At 67.5% G+C, this 16019-nt stretch carries 9 protein-coding genes; 5 read left to right on the top strand and 4 right to left on the bottom strand.

All coding sequences use genetic code 11. The annotated features are described in order from the left end of the window. The first annotated feature begins 65 nt into the window (after positions 1–65). Both ABD768_RS04930 and ABD768_RS04925 read left to right on the top strand, forming a co-directional pair. Positions 66–671 carry a hypothetical protein gene (locus ABD768_RS04930; RefSeq protein ID WP_343977823.1) on the top strand — a complete coding sequence of 202 codons (606 nt, stop codon included), beginning with the start codon at positions 66–68 and terminating at the stop codon, positions 669–671. Further along, positions 668–3832 (top strand): hypothetical protein, encoded by a 3165-nt coding sequence (locus ABD768_RS04925; protein WP_344837769.1) that lies wholly within the window; start codon positions 668–670, stop codon positions 3830–3832. The genes ABD768_RS04930 and ABD768_RS04925 overlap by 4 nt, the downstream gene beginning before the upstream one ends. Here the strand turns inward: ABD768_RS04925 and ABD768_RS04920 are convergent. The 3 genes from ABD768_RS04920 to ABD768_RS04910 form a co-directional block, all read right to left on the bottom strand. Beyond that, positions 3829–4626 (bottom strand): class I SAM-dependent methyltransferase, encoded by a 798-nt coding sequence (locus ABD768_RS04920; protein ID WP_344837768.1) that lies wholly within the window; start codon positions 4624–4626, stop codon positions 3829–3831. The genes ABD768_RS04925 and ABD768_RS04920 overlap by 4 nt on opposite strands. A 137-nt stretch (positions 4627–4763) precedes the next feature. Then, positions 4764–5300 carry an SRPBCC family protein gene (locus tag ABD768_RS04915; RefSeq protein WP_344837767.1) on the bottom strand — a complete coding sequence of 179 codons (537 nt, stop codon included), beginning with the start codon at positions 5298–5300 and terminating at the stop codon, positions 4764–4766. Continuing rightward, positions 5297–5866, bottom strand: a complete 570-nt coding sequence (locus ABD768_RS04910) for a TetR/AcrR family transcriptional regulator (RefSeq protein ID WP_344837766.1) — start codon at positions 5864–5866, stop codon at positions 5297–5299. The genes ABD768_RS04915 and ABD768_RS04910 overlap by 4 nt, the downstream gene beginning before the upstream one ends. A gap of 141 nt (positions 5867–6007) precedes the next feature. On the opposite strand from ABD768_RS04910, the gene ABD768_RS04905 reads away from it, so the two are divergent. The 3 genes from ABD768_RS04905 (at position 6008) to rpsA (ending at position 9622) form a co-directional block, all read left to right on the top strand. Next, on the top strand, positions 6008–6916 hold the full coding sequence (locus tag ABD768_RS04905; protein WP_344837765.1) for an SGNH/GDSL hydrolase family protein: 909 nt from the start codon (positions 6008–6010) through the stop codon (positions 6914–6916). A 97-nt stretch (positions 6917–7013) separates the two neighbouring features. Next, complete coding sequence (locus tag ABD768_RS04900) at positions 7014–7919, top strand: phosphotransferase family protein (RefSeq protein ID WP_344837764.1); 906 nt, start codon at positions 7014–7016, stop codon at positions 7917–7919. Between the two features lie 209 nt (positions 7920–8128). Further along, positions 8129–9622, top strand: a complete 1494-nt coding sequence (gene rpsA, locus ABD768_RS04895; protein ID WP_343977844.1) for a 30S ribosomal protein S1 — start codon at positions 8129–8131, stop codon at positions 9620–9622. Between the two features lie 133 nt (positions 9623–9755). Here the strand turns inward: rpsA and ABD768_RS04890 are convergent, their stop codons facing one another. After that, complete coding sequence (locus ABD768_RS04890; RefSeq protein WP_344837763.1) at positions 9756–15911, bottom strand: RHS repeat domain-containing protein; 6156 nt, start codon at positions 15909–15911, stop codon at positions 9756–9758. Positions 15912–16019: the final 108 nt, after the last annotated feature.

Below are 16019 nucleotides of genomic sequence, written 5' to 3'. Positions count from 1 at the left end.
AAGTACGTGAAATTTGGATCTTCCGGATGGGGTCCCCGGAGTCCGACAGTGAGGTGGAGGACTCAATGCAGCGCAGTACCTTGCTCGGCGGAGCCCTGCTGGCAGTGGTCGCGGGTCTGTTGTGCCTGATCGGGGAAGCCCTCGGTCTGGACACGCAGCACGTGGCACTGGTCGGCGGGGCCCTGGGGGGAGTGGTCGGGCTGGTCCAGGAGCGCACGCCGGCGATGCGGGCGGCCGGCTTCCTGATCGGGCTCGTGGTCGCCTGGCTCGGATTCGCCATCCGGGCGCTTTATCTGCCCGACTCGGCGTCGGGCCGGGCCGTGGCAGCGGCTCTGGTCGTCGTCGTGTGTGTCCTGTTCACGGCCGGTTCCGCCAACCGGCTGCCGTTGTGGACGCTGTTGATCGGCGCGGCCGCGATGGTCGCGGTGTACGAGGAGAGCTACACCGCGGACAGCCCGGCGTTCCTGGCTCAGTCGCCGTCGGCCGCGACCGGCGTACTGCTGGCCGCCGGGATCGGGTTCCTGGCGACCTCGATCCAGGGGCCGTTGCGGGCGCCGTCGAACCAGCGGACCGAGGATCCGCCGGCCGGCGACGCTCCCACGGCCGAAGAAGAAGCCCTGGTACCCGCTTCCACTCACGAGTTTTCCGCCACCGAAGGAGATCGCGCGTGAGCGCCCGACGTATCACCCGGGGACTGGCTGTCGCCGTCGCCGTCCCGACCGCCCTCGTCCTGTCGACGTCGCAGGCGCTGGCGACGACGACCGCGCTGACCGCCGACCCGGTCAAGGTCACCAACACCGAGACCGTGCAGGCCCGGCTCGACCCGAGCGGCAAGGTCGAAGGCGCCCGGATCTACGAGCAGCTCGACTTCGCCGGCAAGGGCAAGGTGAAGCTGTCCAACCCGGTCTCGACCGATGGCCTGCGGAACCTGGACGGCTTCGGCGGCCCGTCGGTCAAGGACGGCAAGATGAACGTCGACCTGACCGTCGACGGCGAGCAGCGGATGCGGACGGTCAGCGACTTCGACAAGAAGAAGCTGCCGATCAAGGTCGCCGTCACGTACACGCTGAACGGCAAGAAGCTCAAGAAGCCGGGCGACGCGGTCGGCAAGGACGGCCGGCTCGAGGCGCACTACGTCGTCGAGAACACCTCGGCCGAGCCCCGCGAGGTGACCATCACCGACGGGTACGGCAAGAAGATCACCGAGCAGTCCGACGTGGTCATCCCGATGGTCGGCCAGCTCACGACGGTGCTGCCGCCGGAGTTCACCGACGTCTCGTCGAACGAGGCGAACCGGGCCGGTGACGGCAAGGGCGGTACGAAGCTGAGCTTCACCGTCACGCTGTTCCCGCCGGTGGGCGCCGCGACGGCAGAGTTCGGCTGGGCGGCCGAGGTCAAGGACGCGGTCGTCCCCGAGGCCGAGCTGACCGCGCTGCCGGTCAGCCCGCTGGACAGCCCGACCTTCAAGGCCGCCGTCAGCGGGTACGAGAGCGGCGCCGAGAAGGGCTCCGACCTGGTCGAGGGCGGTACGACACTCGACACGAACCTGATCCGCCTCCGCGACGGAGCCGAGAAGCTCCTCGGCGGCCTGCTGCAGCTGAACGCCGGCGCCAAGACCCTCAACGAGGGCCTGGCCAACGAGGCCGCCCCCGGCGCCAGCAAGCTCTCGGACGGCGCCGCGCAACTGGCCGGCGGCCTCGGTGAGCTCGACACCGGCGCCTCGCTGCTCCGCACCAAGACCGGCGAAGCGGCCGACGGCGCCAGCAAGATCAACGACGGCGCAGGCAAGCTCAACAAGGGCGCCAAGGACCTGAGCGCGGGTGCCAACAAGCTCAAGGCCGGAACGGGTGAGCTGGAAGGCGGCCTCAACAAGCTCAAGGCCGGTACCACCGACCTCAACGCAGGCGCAGGCAAGCTGAAGGCGGGCACCGGTGACCTCAAAGCCGGTGCAGGCAAGCTGAAGGCCGGCACCACCGACCTGAAGGCAGGCGCCGGCAAGCTCAAGGCCGGAACGGGCGACCTGAAGGCGGGCGCTGGCAAGCTCAAGGCCGGTACCGGCGATCTGAAGACAGGTGCTGGCAAGCTCAAGGCCGGTACCGGCGACCTCAAGGCCGGTACGGGCAAGCTCGCAAGCGGCCTCGACGAGGCAACCGGCAAGGCGCCAACGCTCATCGAGGGACTGAACCAGGTCGCCGGTGGATTGCAGGTCGTCGAGGACGGCCTGGTCACCATGTACGGCGGTATCGGACAGCTGCCGGCCCAGGCGCAAGGTCTGCACACGGGAATCCAGCAACTCCGCGCCGGGATCGGCTCCGTCGGCGCCGACGGAACTCTGCTCGGCGGGCTGGAGAACTTGAAGAAGCAGCTTGCTGCTGCCGGCCCGGGCATCGACAGGATGCGCGGTGGTGTGAACTGCGCCACCGAGATTCTCACCGGGGTCAGCAAAGGGAAGAAGGACGCGTACGACGAACTCTGCTACGGCCCCGCCGCCGCGATCCTGAACGGCCCGGCCGGCAAAGACAACGAGGCTCCGGAGTCGAACGCGATCAAGAAACTGATTCTGGATTCGCTGATCGCGCGACTCGGGACGACCGGCCAGGAGCGGCCGGACCTCGGTCAGCCGCTGCCGGACTCGGCTACTTTGCAGCAGGCGCTCGACTATCTGAAGGGCCGGCTGACTGAGAAGGCAGTGCCTGGGATCGAGCAGCTGCAATGCGGGCTGGACAACAGCTTGACCGGTTGCTCTGCCGCGAAGCCTGGCTTGCTACAGGGGCTTCAGGCCGTGGACGCCGGTGTCACGCAACTTGTGTCCACGGTGGTCGCCAACATTCAGGGCGGAATCGGTCAGGCGACTGACACCCCTGCGAACAAGACTCTGCGGGGTGGCGTGAACGGGCTGCAGGCTGGTGTTGGGCAGATTCAGGAGGGTGGCAAGACCCTGCTGGCGGGCCTGAACCTGCTGTCGGATGGCGCTGACCAGCTCGACCTCGGTGCGGGTGTGCTCGATACCGGCGCCGGAACCCTCAAGTCTGGTGCTGAGCAGCTCGATACCGGCGCCGGTGCGCTGAAGTCCGGTGCTGACCAGCTCGATACCGGGGCTGGTGCGTTGAAGAAGGGCGCTGGGGATCTGGATGCGGGTGCCGGTGCGTTGAAGAAGGGCGCTGGTGACCTCGACACCGGTGCGGGCACTCTCAAGGCCGGTGTTGGCAAGCTCGACAGCGGTGCGGGTCAGCTCAAGGTCGGTGCGGGCGCGCTTGACAACGGCGCTTGGAAGCTGGCTGGTGGCGCTGGGCAACTGAAGGCTGGGGTCGGGGTGCTGGTCGACGGGACCGGGCAGCTCGACAGCGGGCTTGGCAAGTTGGCTGATGGCACCGGGAAGTTGGCCGACGGGGTCGGCAAGGCCAAGGACGGGTCCGATCAGGTGGCGCAGGGGTCCAAGGATCTGTCGGCCGGGATCGGGAAGGCCGCTGACGGGTCGGGCAAGCTGGCCGACGGGCTGGAGACCGCGTCGCAGGGCGGGAAGGCGATTCCGGACGGGGCCAGCCGGCTGTCGAAGGAAGGCGCGAAGGAGCTGACCAAGAACGGTGCGGCCACCGCGCTCGACTTCGGGCGGCGGTACGGGGTGCTGTCGGCATCGGCCGACCGGGCGAAGACCGAGTCGATGCCGTATGGCGCACCCGAAGGTGCGGTCGGCGCGACGGCGTACTCGCTGAAGCTCGCCGGCGACAGTGGTGAGGGCGGCCGTAGCTGGGTGCGGTTGCTTCTCGGGCTGGGCGTGTTCGGTGTGGCGATCGGCGCGACCGGGTTGCTGCGGCGGCGGTTCAGCAACTAAAGCTGGGGCTTGTGGGCGGACCAGATCGCGGTACCGGGTACCAACCGGCCGCGGTCTGGTCCCCAGCCGCCCCAGACGTTGTGGTTGCCGGCGGGCCACTCGGGTTCGAGTAGGTCGTCGATGACGAAGCCGGCGGTGGTGAGGGCGCGGATCCAGTCGCCGGTGGTGCGGTGGTGCTCTGCGTAGATGGGGGTGCCGTCGGAGTCGACTTCGACGTACGGGGTGCGATCGAAGTACGACTGGGTGATCCGCAGCCCGGCCGGCGTCGGGTCGTCCGGCATGCTCCACCTGATCGGATGCGTCACCGAAAACACCAGCAAACCACCAGGCTTGAGGATCCGGGCGATCTCACCCAGCGCCGCCTCCGCATCGGCAACGAACGGCAACGCCCCGAAGGCCGAGCAAGCGACGTCAAAACCGTTGTCCTTAAAGGGAATCGCAACAGCATCAGCTGCAACAGTCCGTACTACGCTCCCCGTACGCCGATCCAGCTCCCGCCCGACCCGAAGCTGCTCCACCGAGATGTCAAAGGCAACGACATTCGCGCCCTGCCCCACGAGCCACCGCGAGCACTGCGCAGCGCCACACCCAACCTCGAGCACCCGCTTCCCCTGCACCGGCCCAAGCAGCTGTGCCGCAGCCTCATCCACTCCCTCGGGCGACCAGATGAACCTGTCGTCCCCCAGAAACTCCCCGTGCTCCGCCAGATACTCCTCAGCCGCCGAGTCCCAGTAGGTCCGACTAGCTTTGGACGTCTCCGCCCCACTCAACTCCACCCGCCGCGGTTCGACCACCTGCGCAGCCTATCGGTGGGCCGGAGTGTCCCTACGGACAGGACATAGTGCCCGAACCGCGGCCGTCCGCCGCCTCGGTGAGCGTGGCACCCGGCCGAATAGTCGACTATGTCCTGTCGTTCGGGACAGGTTGCGGGTCAGTTCGTGGCGCGGGCGGCGAGGGCTCGGTTCATGGCTTCGAACTGGGGCTTGATGGTTTTGTTCAGCATGCCGACGGTGAAGGGGACGGCGATGCCGTTGAACTTCTCTTCCTGGATCAGCCGGGAGCGGCCGTCGGGGAGGGCTTCGATGCGGAAGGAGTGTTCGCCGTCGAAGATGCCGCCCGGGGGGATCTTGCCGATCCAGCGGAGTTCTTTGCCGGGGTCGACGGCCAGTAGTTCGGGGGTGAAGGTGGTTTCGTCGCCGTTGGTGTCCTTGAGGATGTTGGTGATCTTCGCGCCGGTCTTCAGGTCGCCGGTCGAGGAGATGATGAAGGGGTTCCAGTCGGGGTAGGCGGCGCGGTCGGCCAGGACCTTCCAGACCTCGTCGGGGGTTGCGTCGATCTCGATCTCGGTGTGAAGCACTGTCGTGTGGGCTATGGCGTAGATGCAGTAGCCGGCCAGCAGGGCGACGACGGCGCCCAAGGCGGTCAGTACGCGACGGCGTAGAGGTGACTTGGTGGTGGCGGTGGTCATTGCGGCTCCTCGGGGCCTAGGACGCTGCGGACGAGCGTCGTTGCGTAGTCGGGGGTCAGTGGCTCGCCGGTGACGAGCAGGCGGTAGTACAGGGGGCCGACCAACTGGTCGACCAGGACTACGGGGGAGACGTGGTCCAGTACGAGGCCGGCTTCCTGAGCCTTGGCGACCACGGCCGTGACGGCTCGGTGGCGCTCGGCCCAGAGGGCGCGGACGCTCTCGCCCACGCGTGGTTCGCGGGCGGCTGCGGCGGCCAGGTCGGCAATCAGGCTCGTCGGGGTTGCGGCGAGGTTGGCGGCGATCGCGGTGACGAGCTCGGTCAGGTCGCCGCGTGGGTCGTTGGTCGGTTCGAACGGGACTTCCTCGCGCAGGTTGGTGATCAGCGCGACCACCAGCTCGGCCTTCGATGCCCAGCGCCGGTACAGCGTCGTCTTCGCGACCCCGGCCCGCTCGGCGACCCGGTCGATCGACAAAGCGTCGTACCCGCCCTGGCGGATCTCCGCCGCCGCGGCTGCGAGCACCCTGCCCTCGACCCCGGTGTCGCGCGGTCTGCCTCGTCCGGCCATCCCGCCTCCTTTTACGATACTGCAGTAGCGTAATTGAAGAACGGAAAGTTGTCAGCCCCCAGCCCTTGCCGAAAAGGTGAGTTTTCTTCAAGCTGACTCGTACTGTTACCGACCAGTCACTTAACGTTGAAGGCGGGCAGCATGCAGAAGAGATCAGTACGTGCTCGGATGGTCGCGGTACTCGCCGCGACCGGGTTGCTGGTGGCGAGCCCGCTCACGGCGGCCACAGCTCAAGCGGTTGAGGCGCCGCCGCTCGTGTACGTCGCGATGGGTGATTCCTACGCCGCCGGCTCCCTGGTGTTGCCGGCGAAGGAGGTCTTCACCTGTGCACGATCGGCGGTCAACTACGCCTCGTTGATCGCCAATCAGGTCCATCCCGCGACATTCCGCGACGTCACCTGTGGCGGTGCTACCACCACGCATTTCGCGCAGCCACAGCCGGGGATCATCACCGGGACCGCAGCGCCGCAGTACGACGCCCTGAGCGCCGACACCACGCTCGTCACGGTCGGGATCGGCGGTAACGACATCGGCCTCGTCGGGCTCGCGGTCTCCTGCGTGAACCTGCTGCCGCAGCCGGTCGGGACGTCCTGCAAGGCGACCAACACCGCTGGTGGGGTCGACAAGCTCGCGCAGAAGATCGACGCGTTCGCACCGACGTACGGGACGGTGATCGAGCAGATCCGGCAGCGGGCGCCGCACGCGAAGATCCTGATGGTCGGCTATCCGACGGGGATCAAGAAGGGCGGCTGCTGGCCGGTCGTCCCGGTCTGGGCGTCGGACGCGGACTACCTGCAGTCGGCCCTGACGCGGCTGAACGTCCGGATGGCGGAGCAGGCGCAGGCGCACGGTGCGACGTACGTCGATCTGGCGACACCGAGCATCGGGCACGACATGTGCAAGGGTCTCGCGACCAGGTGGATCGAGGGACTGATCCCGAACGTGGTGACGAACGGACTCGTCCCGCTGCACCCGAACGCGGCCGGCCTGCGGAATGCGGTGCCGACCGTACTTGCGGCGGCCGGACTTGCAGCACCCACCAAGGCGTAGCAGGCCGCTGGTGCCGCGCTCAGCCCGCCGGTGAGGACGCTCTCGCCGGCGGGTTGGTGTGTGGTGGGTGTCCGTGGCGTGCGGCAGGATGCGCGGCATGGACGACTTCGGGGCGATCGCAGCCAGTGCAGTGCCGCTGACCGGCGGGTACGGCGGGGAGACCTTCGCCGTCAGCGCCGGCGGTGAGGATGCCGTGTTGAAGCTGTACGGCAAGCGTCCGGCGCGGGCGGCGGTCGATGTCTCGCTGATGCGGCTCGTGCGCGGACTGCTACCGGTGCCCCGGGTGCTGGACGCCATGCCTGAGCCCGCGGGTGACGGCGCTCCTCCTTATGTCTTGTACGAGCGGCTGCCCGGCGTGAATCTCGAGACCTATCTCGCGACGGCCGGCGACGCGGAGCGGCGGAAGGTGGGGGAGCAGCTCGGTGAGCTCCTCGTCCGGCTGAGCGGGATGCCGTTCCTGAGCTTCGGCGACTTCGTCGGGCGGGAGCTGGCGATCGAGCCGTTCGGGGTCGGCGACCTGGAGGAGTTCCTCCAGGCACACGCCCAGGCGATCGGGCTGACGCGTGAACAGGTCGACCGCTTCGCCGACGTGATCTACGAGGTGGAGGAGCTGGCCGAAACCGGGGTGGACCGGTTCTGCCTGGTGCACAGCGACTTCAACCCGAAGAACCTGCTGGTCGATCCGGCGACCGCGCGGCTCACGGGGCTGATCGACTGGGAGTTCGCGCATGCGGGGTCCGTGTACGCCGACCTGGGCAACCTGCTGCGGTTCGAGACCGACCCGGTGCTCTCGGGGGCGGTGCTGAGCGTCGTACGGGCTGGTTTCGACCTCGGGGACAGGCTGGTCGACCAGGCCCGGGCGGCGGATCTCTGGGCGCTGATCGACCTCGCGGCCCGGCCGGCGGCGAACCCCGTGGCGGCCGCGGCGAACGCCCTGCTCACCCGGATCTGCGACACGGGCGACCTCGCGGGCGGCCGTCCGGACCCGGACGTCGTACATTGAGACGAGTGGCACGTCGAGAGACCTCGGCGGGCGGCCGGTCGTCACCGGGTGCCCCGGGTTGCCGTGCCCTCCGTCATACACGTATTCTGTGAGATGCGCTATGGGCCCGCGCGACCTCAGACGGAGCAGGCTCGTGCTCGCAGCAAGATGCGATCCAACGGCCATTGCGCACCCGTACGACACCATCAGCCCACGGAGCAACTCACCACATGACGGCCAGCATCGAGGCACCTCTCGACCCCGCAGTACGCACCACCCCGCAGGTAGCGGTCAATGACATCGGGTCGGAGGAAGACTTCCTCGCGGCGATCGATCTGACCATCAAGTACTTCAACGACGGCGACATCGTTGAGGGGACCATCGTCAAGGTCGACCGGGACGAGGTTCTCCTCGACATCGGTTACAAGACCGAGGGCGTCATCCCGTCGCGCGAGCTGTCGATCAAGCACGACGTCGACCCGAACGAGGTCGTCAACGTCGGCGACCACGTCGAGGCCCTGGTTCTCCAGAAGGAGGACAAAGAAGGCCGCCTGATCCTTTCGAAGAAGCGCGCCCAGTACGAGAAGGCCTGGGGCACGATCGAGAAGATCAAGGAAGAGGACGGCGTCGTCACCGGTACCGTCATCGAGGTCGTCAAGGGTGGACTCATCCTGGACATCGGCCTGCGCGGCTTCCTGCCCGCCTCGCTCGTCGAGATGCGTCGAGTCCGCGACCTCCAGCCGTACGTCGGCCAGGAGATCGAGGCCAAGATCATCGAGCTCGACAAGAACCGCAACAACGTGGTTCTGTCGCGTCGCGCCTGGCTGGAGCAGACGCAGTCCGAGGTGCGGATGAACTTCCTCACCCAGCTGCAGAAGGGCCAGATCCGCAAGGGTGTCGTCTCCTCGATCGTCAACTTCGGTGCGTTCGTGGACCTCGGCGGCGTCGACGGTCTGGTGCACGTCTCGGAGCTGTCCTGGAAGCACATCGACCACCCGACCGAGGTGGTCGAGGTCGGCCAGGAGGTCACCGTCGAGGTGCTGGACGTCGACATGGACCGCGAGCGCGTCTCGCTGTCGCTGAAGGCGACCCAGGAAGACCCGTGGCAGCAGTTCGCCCGGACCCACCAGATGGGCCAGATCGTGCCCGGCAAGGTCACCAAGCTGGTTCCGTTCGGTGCGTTCGTCCGCGTGGAGGAGGGCATCGAGGGTCTGGTGCACATCTCCGAGCTGGCCGAGCGTCACGTCGAGATCCCGGAGCAGGTCGTTCAGGTGAACGACGATGTGATGGTCAAGATCATCGACATCGACCTCGAGCGTCGCCGGATCTCGCTGTCGCTGAAGCAGGCCAACGAGGGTGTCGACCCCGTCTCCGACGACTTCGACCCCACGCTGTACGGCATGGCGGCGACGTACGACGACCAGGGCAACTACGTCTACCCCGACGGCTTCGACCCGGAGACGGGCGAATGGCTCGAGGGCTTCGACGCTCAGCGCGAGGAGTGGGAGCGGCAGTACGCCGAGGCCCACACGCGCTGGGAGGCCCACAAGAAGCAGATCGAGGACGCCAAGACCGCGGACGTCGAGGCCGGCGAGGCCTCCACGTACTCCTCGGCCACCGGCGGCGGCAGCGCTGCTCCGAAGGACGACGCACCCGCCGAGGGCGCGCTCGCTTCCGACGAGGCGCTCCAGGCTCTCCGCGAGAAGCTGACCGGCCAGGGCTGACAGTAACCCTGCAACACCCGCAAGACCCGAGACCCCCACACCCCCGTACTGGGTGTGGGGGTCTCGCCCGTTCCGGTCACAAAACTGCGCCCCCGACCAATCGGCCGGGGGCGCAGTACCTCAACTCAGGTCGTCAGCAAGTACCGGCGCCCATGGCATAGGCACAGCCGGGGTCGCGGGTCTTCCTCACGACCGTGTCCCGGTCGTGAGCGGCAGTCGCCTGCCAGACATCGCCGATCGCGGCCGAGGTGCCCGCGACTATGGCCACACAGCCGGGTGCGGCAAGCCCGGCCGTGGAGGTGATGAGCGCCCCGCACCCCAGACCGCCGAGGAAGCCGAGCACACCGGACACGATGGCCTTCCCGATGGAATCCCCGACGGCGTTCCCGTAATTCTCATCAGCCTTCTTCTGCGCCTCGGCGTCGTTCTTGACCTTCTCGGCGACCACCTTGGCCTCTTCCAGGCGTTGGATGTTGGCTTTGATCTTGGCCAGTGTGTCGCCGATGATCTGCCACATCCCGGATACGCCCGTGGCGGCGGTGTCGTAGCCGTTGACCTCGGCCAGGGTGTTGTTGACGGTCTTCTGTTCGGCCGAGTCGTCCGGGACCCAGACGTCGATCGCGCGGATCTCCTCGAGCACCTCCTTGATGGTCCGCTGAATGTTGACGATGATCTTCTCCTGCCGGGTTCGCTCCTCCTCGAACTGGATCTTCAGTTCCTTGAGCTTGGCCACGTCGCCGCGGAGCGTCGCGAGGAAGTAGTCGAAGACGTACTTGATGATCGTGACCAGAACCGTGTAGTGGACCTCACGGAGCTTGGTCACCTGCTCCTCGACGGTCTTCCACTTCTGGACGAAGACCTTCTGCCACTTCTTCACGGTTTTCCGGCCGCCGGAGTCGTTGAAGGTGACCGGGCTGTTGTTCGCGTAGGCGTAACCGTTGAGCTGTTGCGGGTCGGTGAAGTCCGCGACCGGGTCGACCGAGATGAAGCGGCCGGTGCTCTGGTCGTACTCGCGTGCCCCGAGGTGCACCAGACCGGTTGACGCGTCGTCGGTACCGCCGGCGAAGCCGCGATCACCTTGCCAGCCGGTCGGCGCCGCACCGCGCAGTTCGCCGTACGGTGTGCGGCGGCGCTTCTGCACCGCTTGGCTGACCGCGTCGATCTGGATGTTGCTGGTGTTGTGGAGCTCCGAGGCCACCCACGACAACTTGCTGCCGACGCGGACGGCGACGGATCGGCCGCCCTGGCTGTAGTACCGGGTGCCCAGTTTGCTGCCGTCCGGCATCAGCAGCAGCTCGGTCTGGCCGATCGTCAGCGTGGTTCCGGTGGGTGTCCTGCGGATCAGCCGGTCGCCGTTGGCGTCGTAGACATACGACGTCTTGCCGGCCTTCGTGGTCACCGACTCCAGCCGGCCCTCGGCATCCCAGGTGAACGATTCGCCCACCCCGGACACGTCCCGAGTGACCTGGTTGCCTTCGGCGTCATAGCCGTAGGCGGTGGTCTTGCCGTTGGTGGTGACCGCGCTCAGCGCGTGCGGTCGCACCCCGTTGACCGGATAGGTATAGGCGCTGGTCGTGCTCCCGGCCGCTGTCGTCCGGGTCTCGGTCTTGCGGTTGCCGGTCTTGTCGAAGGTCCAGCTGTGCCAGTACGGCGCCGGGCCGCCGAGCGTGTCCTTGGTGGGTGTCGCGGCACAGTCGCCGCTCCCGGGTGTCCAGGCCGACGTCATCCGCTGGAACTGGTCGTACCCGAAGCACTGCGTGTCGGGCGTCTCGCCGGTCGGGGTGTCGGTGATCTTGAGGACGTTGCCCGACGCGTCGTACTTGTAGTTGAGGTCGCCGATCTTGGCGGTCGCCGTCTTCGTGACCGCCCGGGTCAACGCCTGGGTCCGGGGGTCGTACTCGAATCCCTGCTGAACCCAGTTGCCGTCCTTGCTCGAGCTCAGCAACGTGGTGTGACCGACGCTGTTGAACTGCGTGCCGGTGAGGTAGGTGTCCGCGCCGGTCAGCGTGATCGGCAGGTTCTGCTGGTTGTAGCCGACCTTGATGGTCTCGGCGGGCAGGCCGCCGATGGCCGGCAGTTCGGTGCCGTCCACCTGCCCGTCGAGGCGGTACGTCGTCTTGATCGGATAGGTGCCTGCCAGCGCGCCCTCGGAGGCCGGGATCGTCAGTTCGGTCCCGGTCGGCTTGCCGGTCACGTCGTACCCGGTGATCTTGGTTTCGTAGGGCTGCCCGTCGACGTAGCGGATCGCGCTGCTGAGCGCACCTGCCTGAACGGTGTCGTACTTCCACTCCGCCTGCAGCACCGGCGACCCGCCGGGTTTGGTCGCGTACTCCGCGGTCTGCCGGCCGGCGCCGTCATAGCTGAACGAGACCGTGATGCCGTTCGAGCCCTTCTGCGACACGAGCTGGTCGAGATCGTCGTACGTGAAGACGGTGGTGCCCTTGTCCGGATCCACGGTCTTGGTCCTGCGGCCACGGACGTCGTAGTCGAAGGACCAGACGTTGCCGGCCGGGTCGGTCACCTTGGCGAGCTGACCGGCCGGGTGGTACTCGTAGGCGGTCTTGTCGAACGCGCCGGTGGCCTTCGTACCGGCGTACTGGCGCAGCTCGGTCACCTGCCCCTTGGCGTTGGTGATCTTGGTGGTCGCCTGACTGCCGGTGGGTGGTTCGACGGTCTGCCGGCCCGCCGCGCTGCTGTGCGACGTCCGCCACTGCTCGGCCTGCTTGGAGACGAAGATCTCCTCTTTCACCTGGTCGGTGTTGCCGAACTCCGCGACCTGCTGAGTGGACAGCTGGGCCTCGTCCGCGACGAACACCTTGTCGTCGATCGGGTTGCGGTTGAAGTACGGCCCGTTCTCCTTGATCTGGAAGCCACGGGAGTCGTAGACGTACTCCGTGATCACCCGGCCGACACCGTCGGCCGACGGACGCTGGACCTCGCGCTTGCGGTTGAGGCCGTCGCTGAGTTCCACCGTCACGTTCTGCCGGCCGTCACCGTTGAGCGTCTTGGAGGTGACCATGCCGGCGCCGTCGCTGCGGACGGTGTAGTCGTACTCCGCGTTCGGAGTCGCCCGGCCGTCCTGACCGGGCAGCCAGATCTTCTCGGTCCGGCCGAGCGGGTCGAGCTCGGTCTTCGACCGCAGACCGGCCGCGTTCTTGATCGCGGTCTCGGTGCCGAAGGCGGGTTCGAACTCGGTCTCGATGGTCTGCCCGTTCGGCTGCGTCACCGTGGTCTGTTCGACCGGTGCCGCTCCGGCCGGCGAGTAGGCGACGACCGTGTCCTTGTCGGCGGCGTTGGTCGTCTTGGTGACTCGCCCGATCGGGTCGTAGTCGACCTTCTCGACCACCTGGTACGTCGGTTTGCCGGTGCTGTCGAACCCGCTGAGGCGTTCGGACTTGGTGCGATCGCCCAGGTCGCGGACCCCGCCGGGGGTGCTGCTGCCGTCGTAGTACATCCGCTCGTCGGCGAGCACCTGAGCGTTGGTCCAGGCCTTGTTGCAGGCTACGGCCACCACCTGGCGGCGGGAGACGATCTCCGCGATGCCGCTGCCGTCGTTCTTGGTGTACTCGTAGCGGGTGCAGGTGTCGTCGGCGGTCGTGGTGGTGTCGCCGAGGGAACTCGTCTCCTTGACGGAGCCGTCCGCGTTGTAGGTGTTCTCACCGGCGATCGTCCGGCGGCCGGTGTCGGTGGCCTGATCCTGGTGAAGTCCCTTCTCCGCCACCCGGAACGAGCTGGTGGTGCCCCACGGGCGCTCCCGGGTAGCGGTCGGCGCGGAGACCCACGAATCGCGGATCACCCGGTCGACGACCTTGGTTCCGTCGTACTTGGTCTGCTCACGGAGCTGACCGGACAGCGGTTCGAGGTCCTCGGCCTTGGCGCCGGTGGAGTCGGTCACCTTGACGTCCTTGACGGTCCCGTCCTGGTTCTCGTCGCCGTCCATGCCGCGGTAGAAGACCTTCTCGGTGACGCTCTGCGGGCCTCCGGCCAGGCCCTTGGTGACCCGGACCTTCTCGTAGCCGCGCCATTGGGACCAGGTTTTGGCCTCGATCTGGACCAGGCCGTCTTCGTCGTCGTGGTGCCAGGCGGGTGGGCTCAGGTACTCGACCGTGGTGACCTGGGGGTCGAGGCCGGTGGTCAGGTCGGATTCGGTGACCTGGTTGACGACGTATTTGCCGAACCAGTCTTCGCGTTCCTGTTGACCCTGGGGGGTCCATTTCACCGGGTAGCAGCGTTTGGTGTTGTTGTCGCGGGCCGGGAGATTTTCGGGGACGCTGCAGTCGGGGTCGAGGTAGTTGACGGCCAGTTCGCCGCCGTTGCCGTATTTGACGGCTTTGACCCGGGGCCAGTCCAAGGGGGAGAGGCCGGTGCCGGCTACCCGGTTGTTCTTCATGATCGAGGCGAAGGTGACCGACGGGGTGGACAGGGTTCCGTCGACCAGGCCGGTGTTGGTGATGCCGTTCAGCCACAGGCCGGCGCGGTCGTCGGTGCCCTTGAGGTAGGTGTGTTGCAGGGTCCACTTGCTGACCGGCTTGTACTCCGTGCCGTCGGCGACCTCGGTGGTGACCGAGGCGAGTCGTCGCGCGGTCCAGAAGGTCGGGTTGTAGTGGTCCTTGCAGTCGGTGTCGCTGTAGCAGGCGAGGTCGAGCGGGGTGTCGGGGTAGTCGGCCTCCTCGCAGGCGCCGATGCAGCGGTCCTCGGTCTGGAAGGTGACCCGGCCGACGGCCGGCTGGTCGAAGACCTCGCCGTCGCGCTGGCCGTACTCGATCCGGCTGAGGTGGCCGGCCCGGACGTACTCGCTGACCGCGGTGGCCGTCATCGCGCGGGCGTACCGCTCGGTCTCGACGTCGTAGAACAGGCTCATCGTGTTGCCGTGCGCATCGACCACGTAGTCAAGGTTCCAGCGGTACGCCTGGTCGCAGTGCGAGTCGGCGAAGGCGTTCGCCCGGCAGGGCTCGCCGGGGTGGTTGCCGAACACCGGGACGGTCCAGGCCGAGTGGGTGTCCTGCTCGTCACTGGTTGCTCCGGGCAACTTGTTCAGGCCGAAGTAGAACTTCGTCCCGTCCTTGCCGGTGACCACCCAGTATTCGCCGTCGTTCCCGGCGTTCTCACCGGCGCCGCCGGCATCGCCGTTGTCGGCGCCGAACAGCCGCTCGATCACCAGCCCGCTGTCGGCCTTGGAGTGCCACTTGTTCGGTTCGTCGTCGTCCGGGATCAGCTCGCCACCCGAGCCGTTGAGGCTGAAGGTGGCGTTGTCGGTGGCCCAGCACAGGTCGCCGGTGGGCTTGGTGCCGTTGTTGCTGTCCTTCTGCTCGGACTTCGCGCCGCAGGAGGCGTACTTGCGCTCGATCGAGCCGCCGACCGCGAGGTCGAAGCCGGCTCCGACCCAGGACGCCTGGGAGTTCGAGGTGGTGGTCCGGCCGTCGACACCGCCGGAGCTGTAGCCGAGGCCCAGTTCGGGCTTGGGGCCGCCGAGGCTCGGCGGGACCTTCATCGGGTACGACCAGTTGAAGTCACCCGACGACCCGCCGACCTCCCAGGTCGCGGTCGGGCTGAGTGGAGTGGCGCCGGCATCGCCCTTCTCACCGGAACTGCCGGCTGCCACGGCGAACAGGCCCTCGGACTTGCCCGCCGCAGGAACATCAGCGGCGAGTTCGCCGAGGCCGTTGTTCACGGTCGGCACCGGTACGCCGGCGCACTCGGCCTTCTCCGGAGTGGTCAGCGCACACTCGGGCAGCTTGAGCAACCGGAGACGGCTACCCCAATCGCCGCCGAAGGTGTACTTGAAGGCCGAGTAGTCGACCCGGACCGACACCGGGCCGGCTTTGGCCACACCGTCGGCCCGTGAGACCCGCAGCACGAGCGAGTTCTGCTTGCGGCCGATCAGGTCGACCTGGACGCTCTTGGGCGTCGCGGCGGTGGCGGTCGCCTCGTTCTTGGTGCCGACCGCACGGTTGGCCGCAGTGGCCGGGCCGACCCGGATCGGCAGCGTTCCCGCCTTCGCGGCGGTCACGGTCGTCGCCACGGCCTTGGCGGCAGGGAGATCGACCTTGGCGGTACCGGCCGACGGCCACACCGCGGCGGGGGTCTTGGTGAAGGCGAAGTTGTCGTCGAGGTCCGGCGTACCGGGTCTCGGTTTGGCGTTCTGGCCGCCGACCGACACGTCCTTGACCGGATTCCATTTGTCCGGTTTGGGTGGCGGAGCGGTCATTGACGCGGCGGCCTGCTGGCCGCTCACGATCAGGCTGGCGGCGACCAGGACAACGGTGGCTATTCGCCGGCGGTGGGACATGAAACCTCCTGTGGGCAAAGGGGGACAGCGCATCTCAACCTCGCCCGGCCAGGCCGGTCAATGGATTTCGAAATAGTTGGAAACGACGACGGCGGCCATTTCTAGATT

The sequence above is a fragment of the Kribbella ginsengisoli genome (genome assembly GCF_039537185.1).
GTDB lineage: Bacteria > Actinomycetota > Actinomycetes > Propionibacteriales > Kribbellaceae > Kribbella > Kribbella koreensis.
The sequence above is the reverse complement of the archived record's forward strand: the minus strand, read 5'-3'. Positions and strand labels throughout refer to the sequence as shown.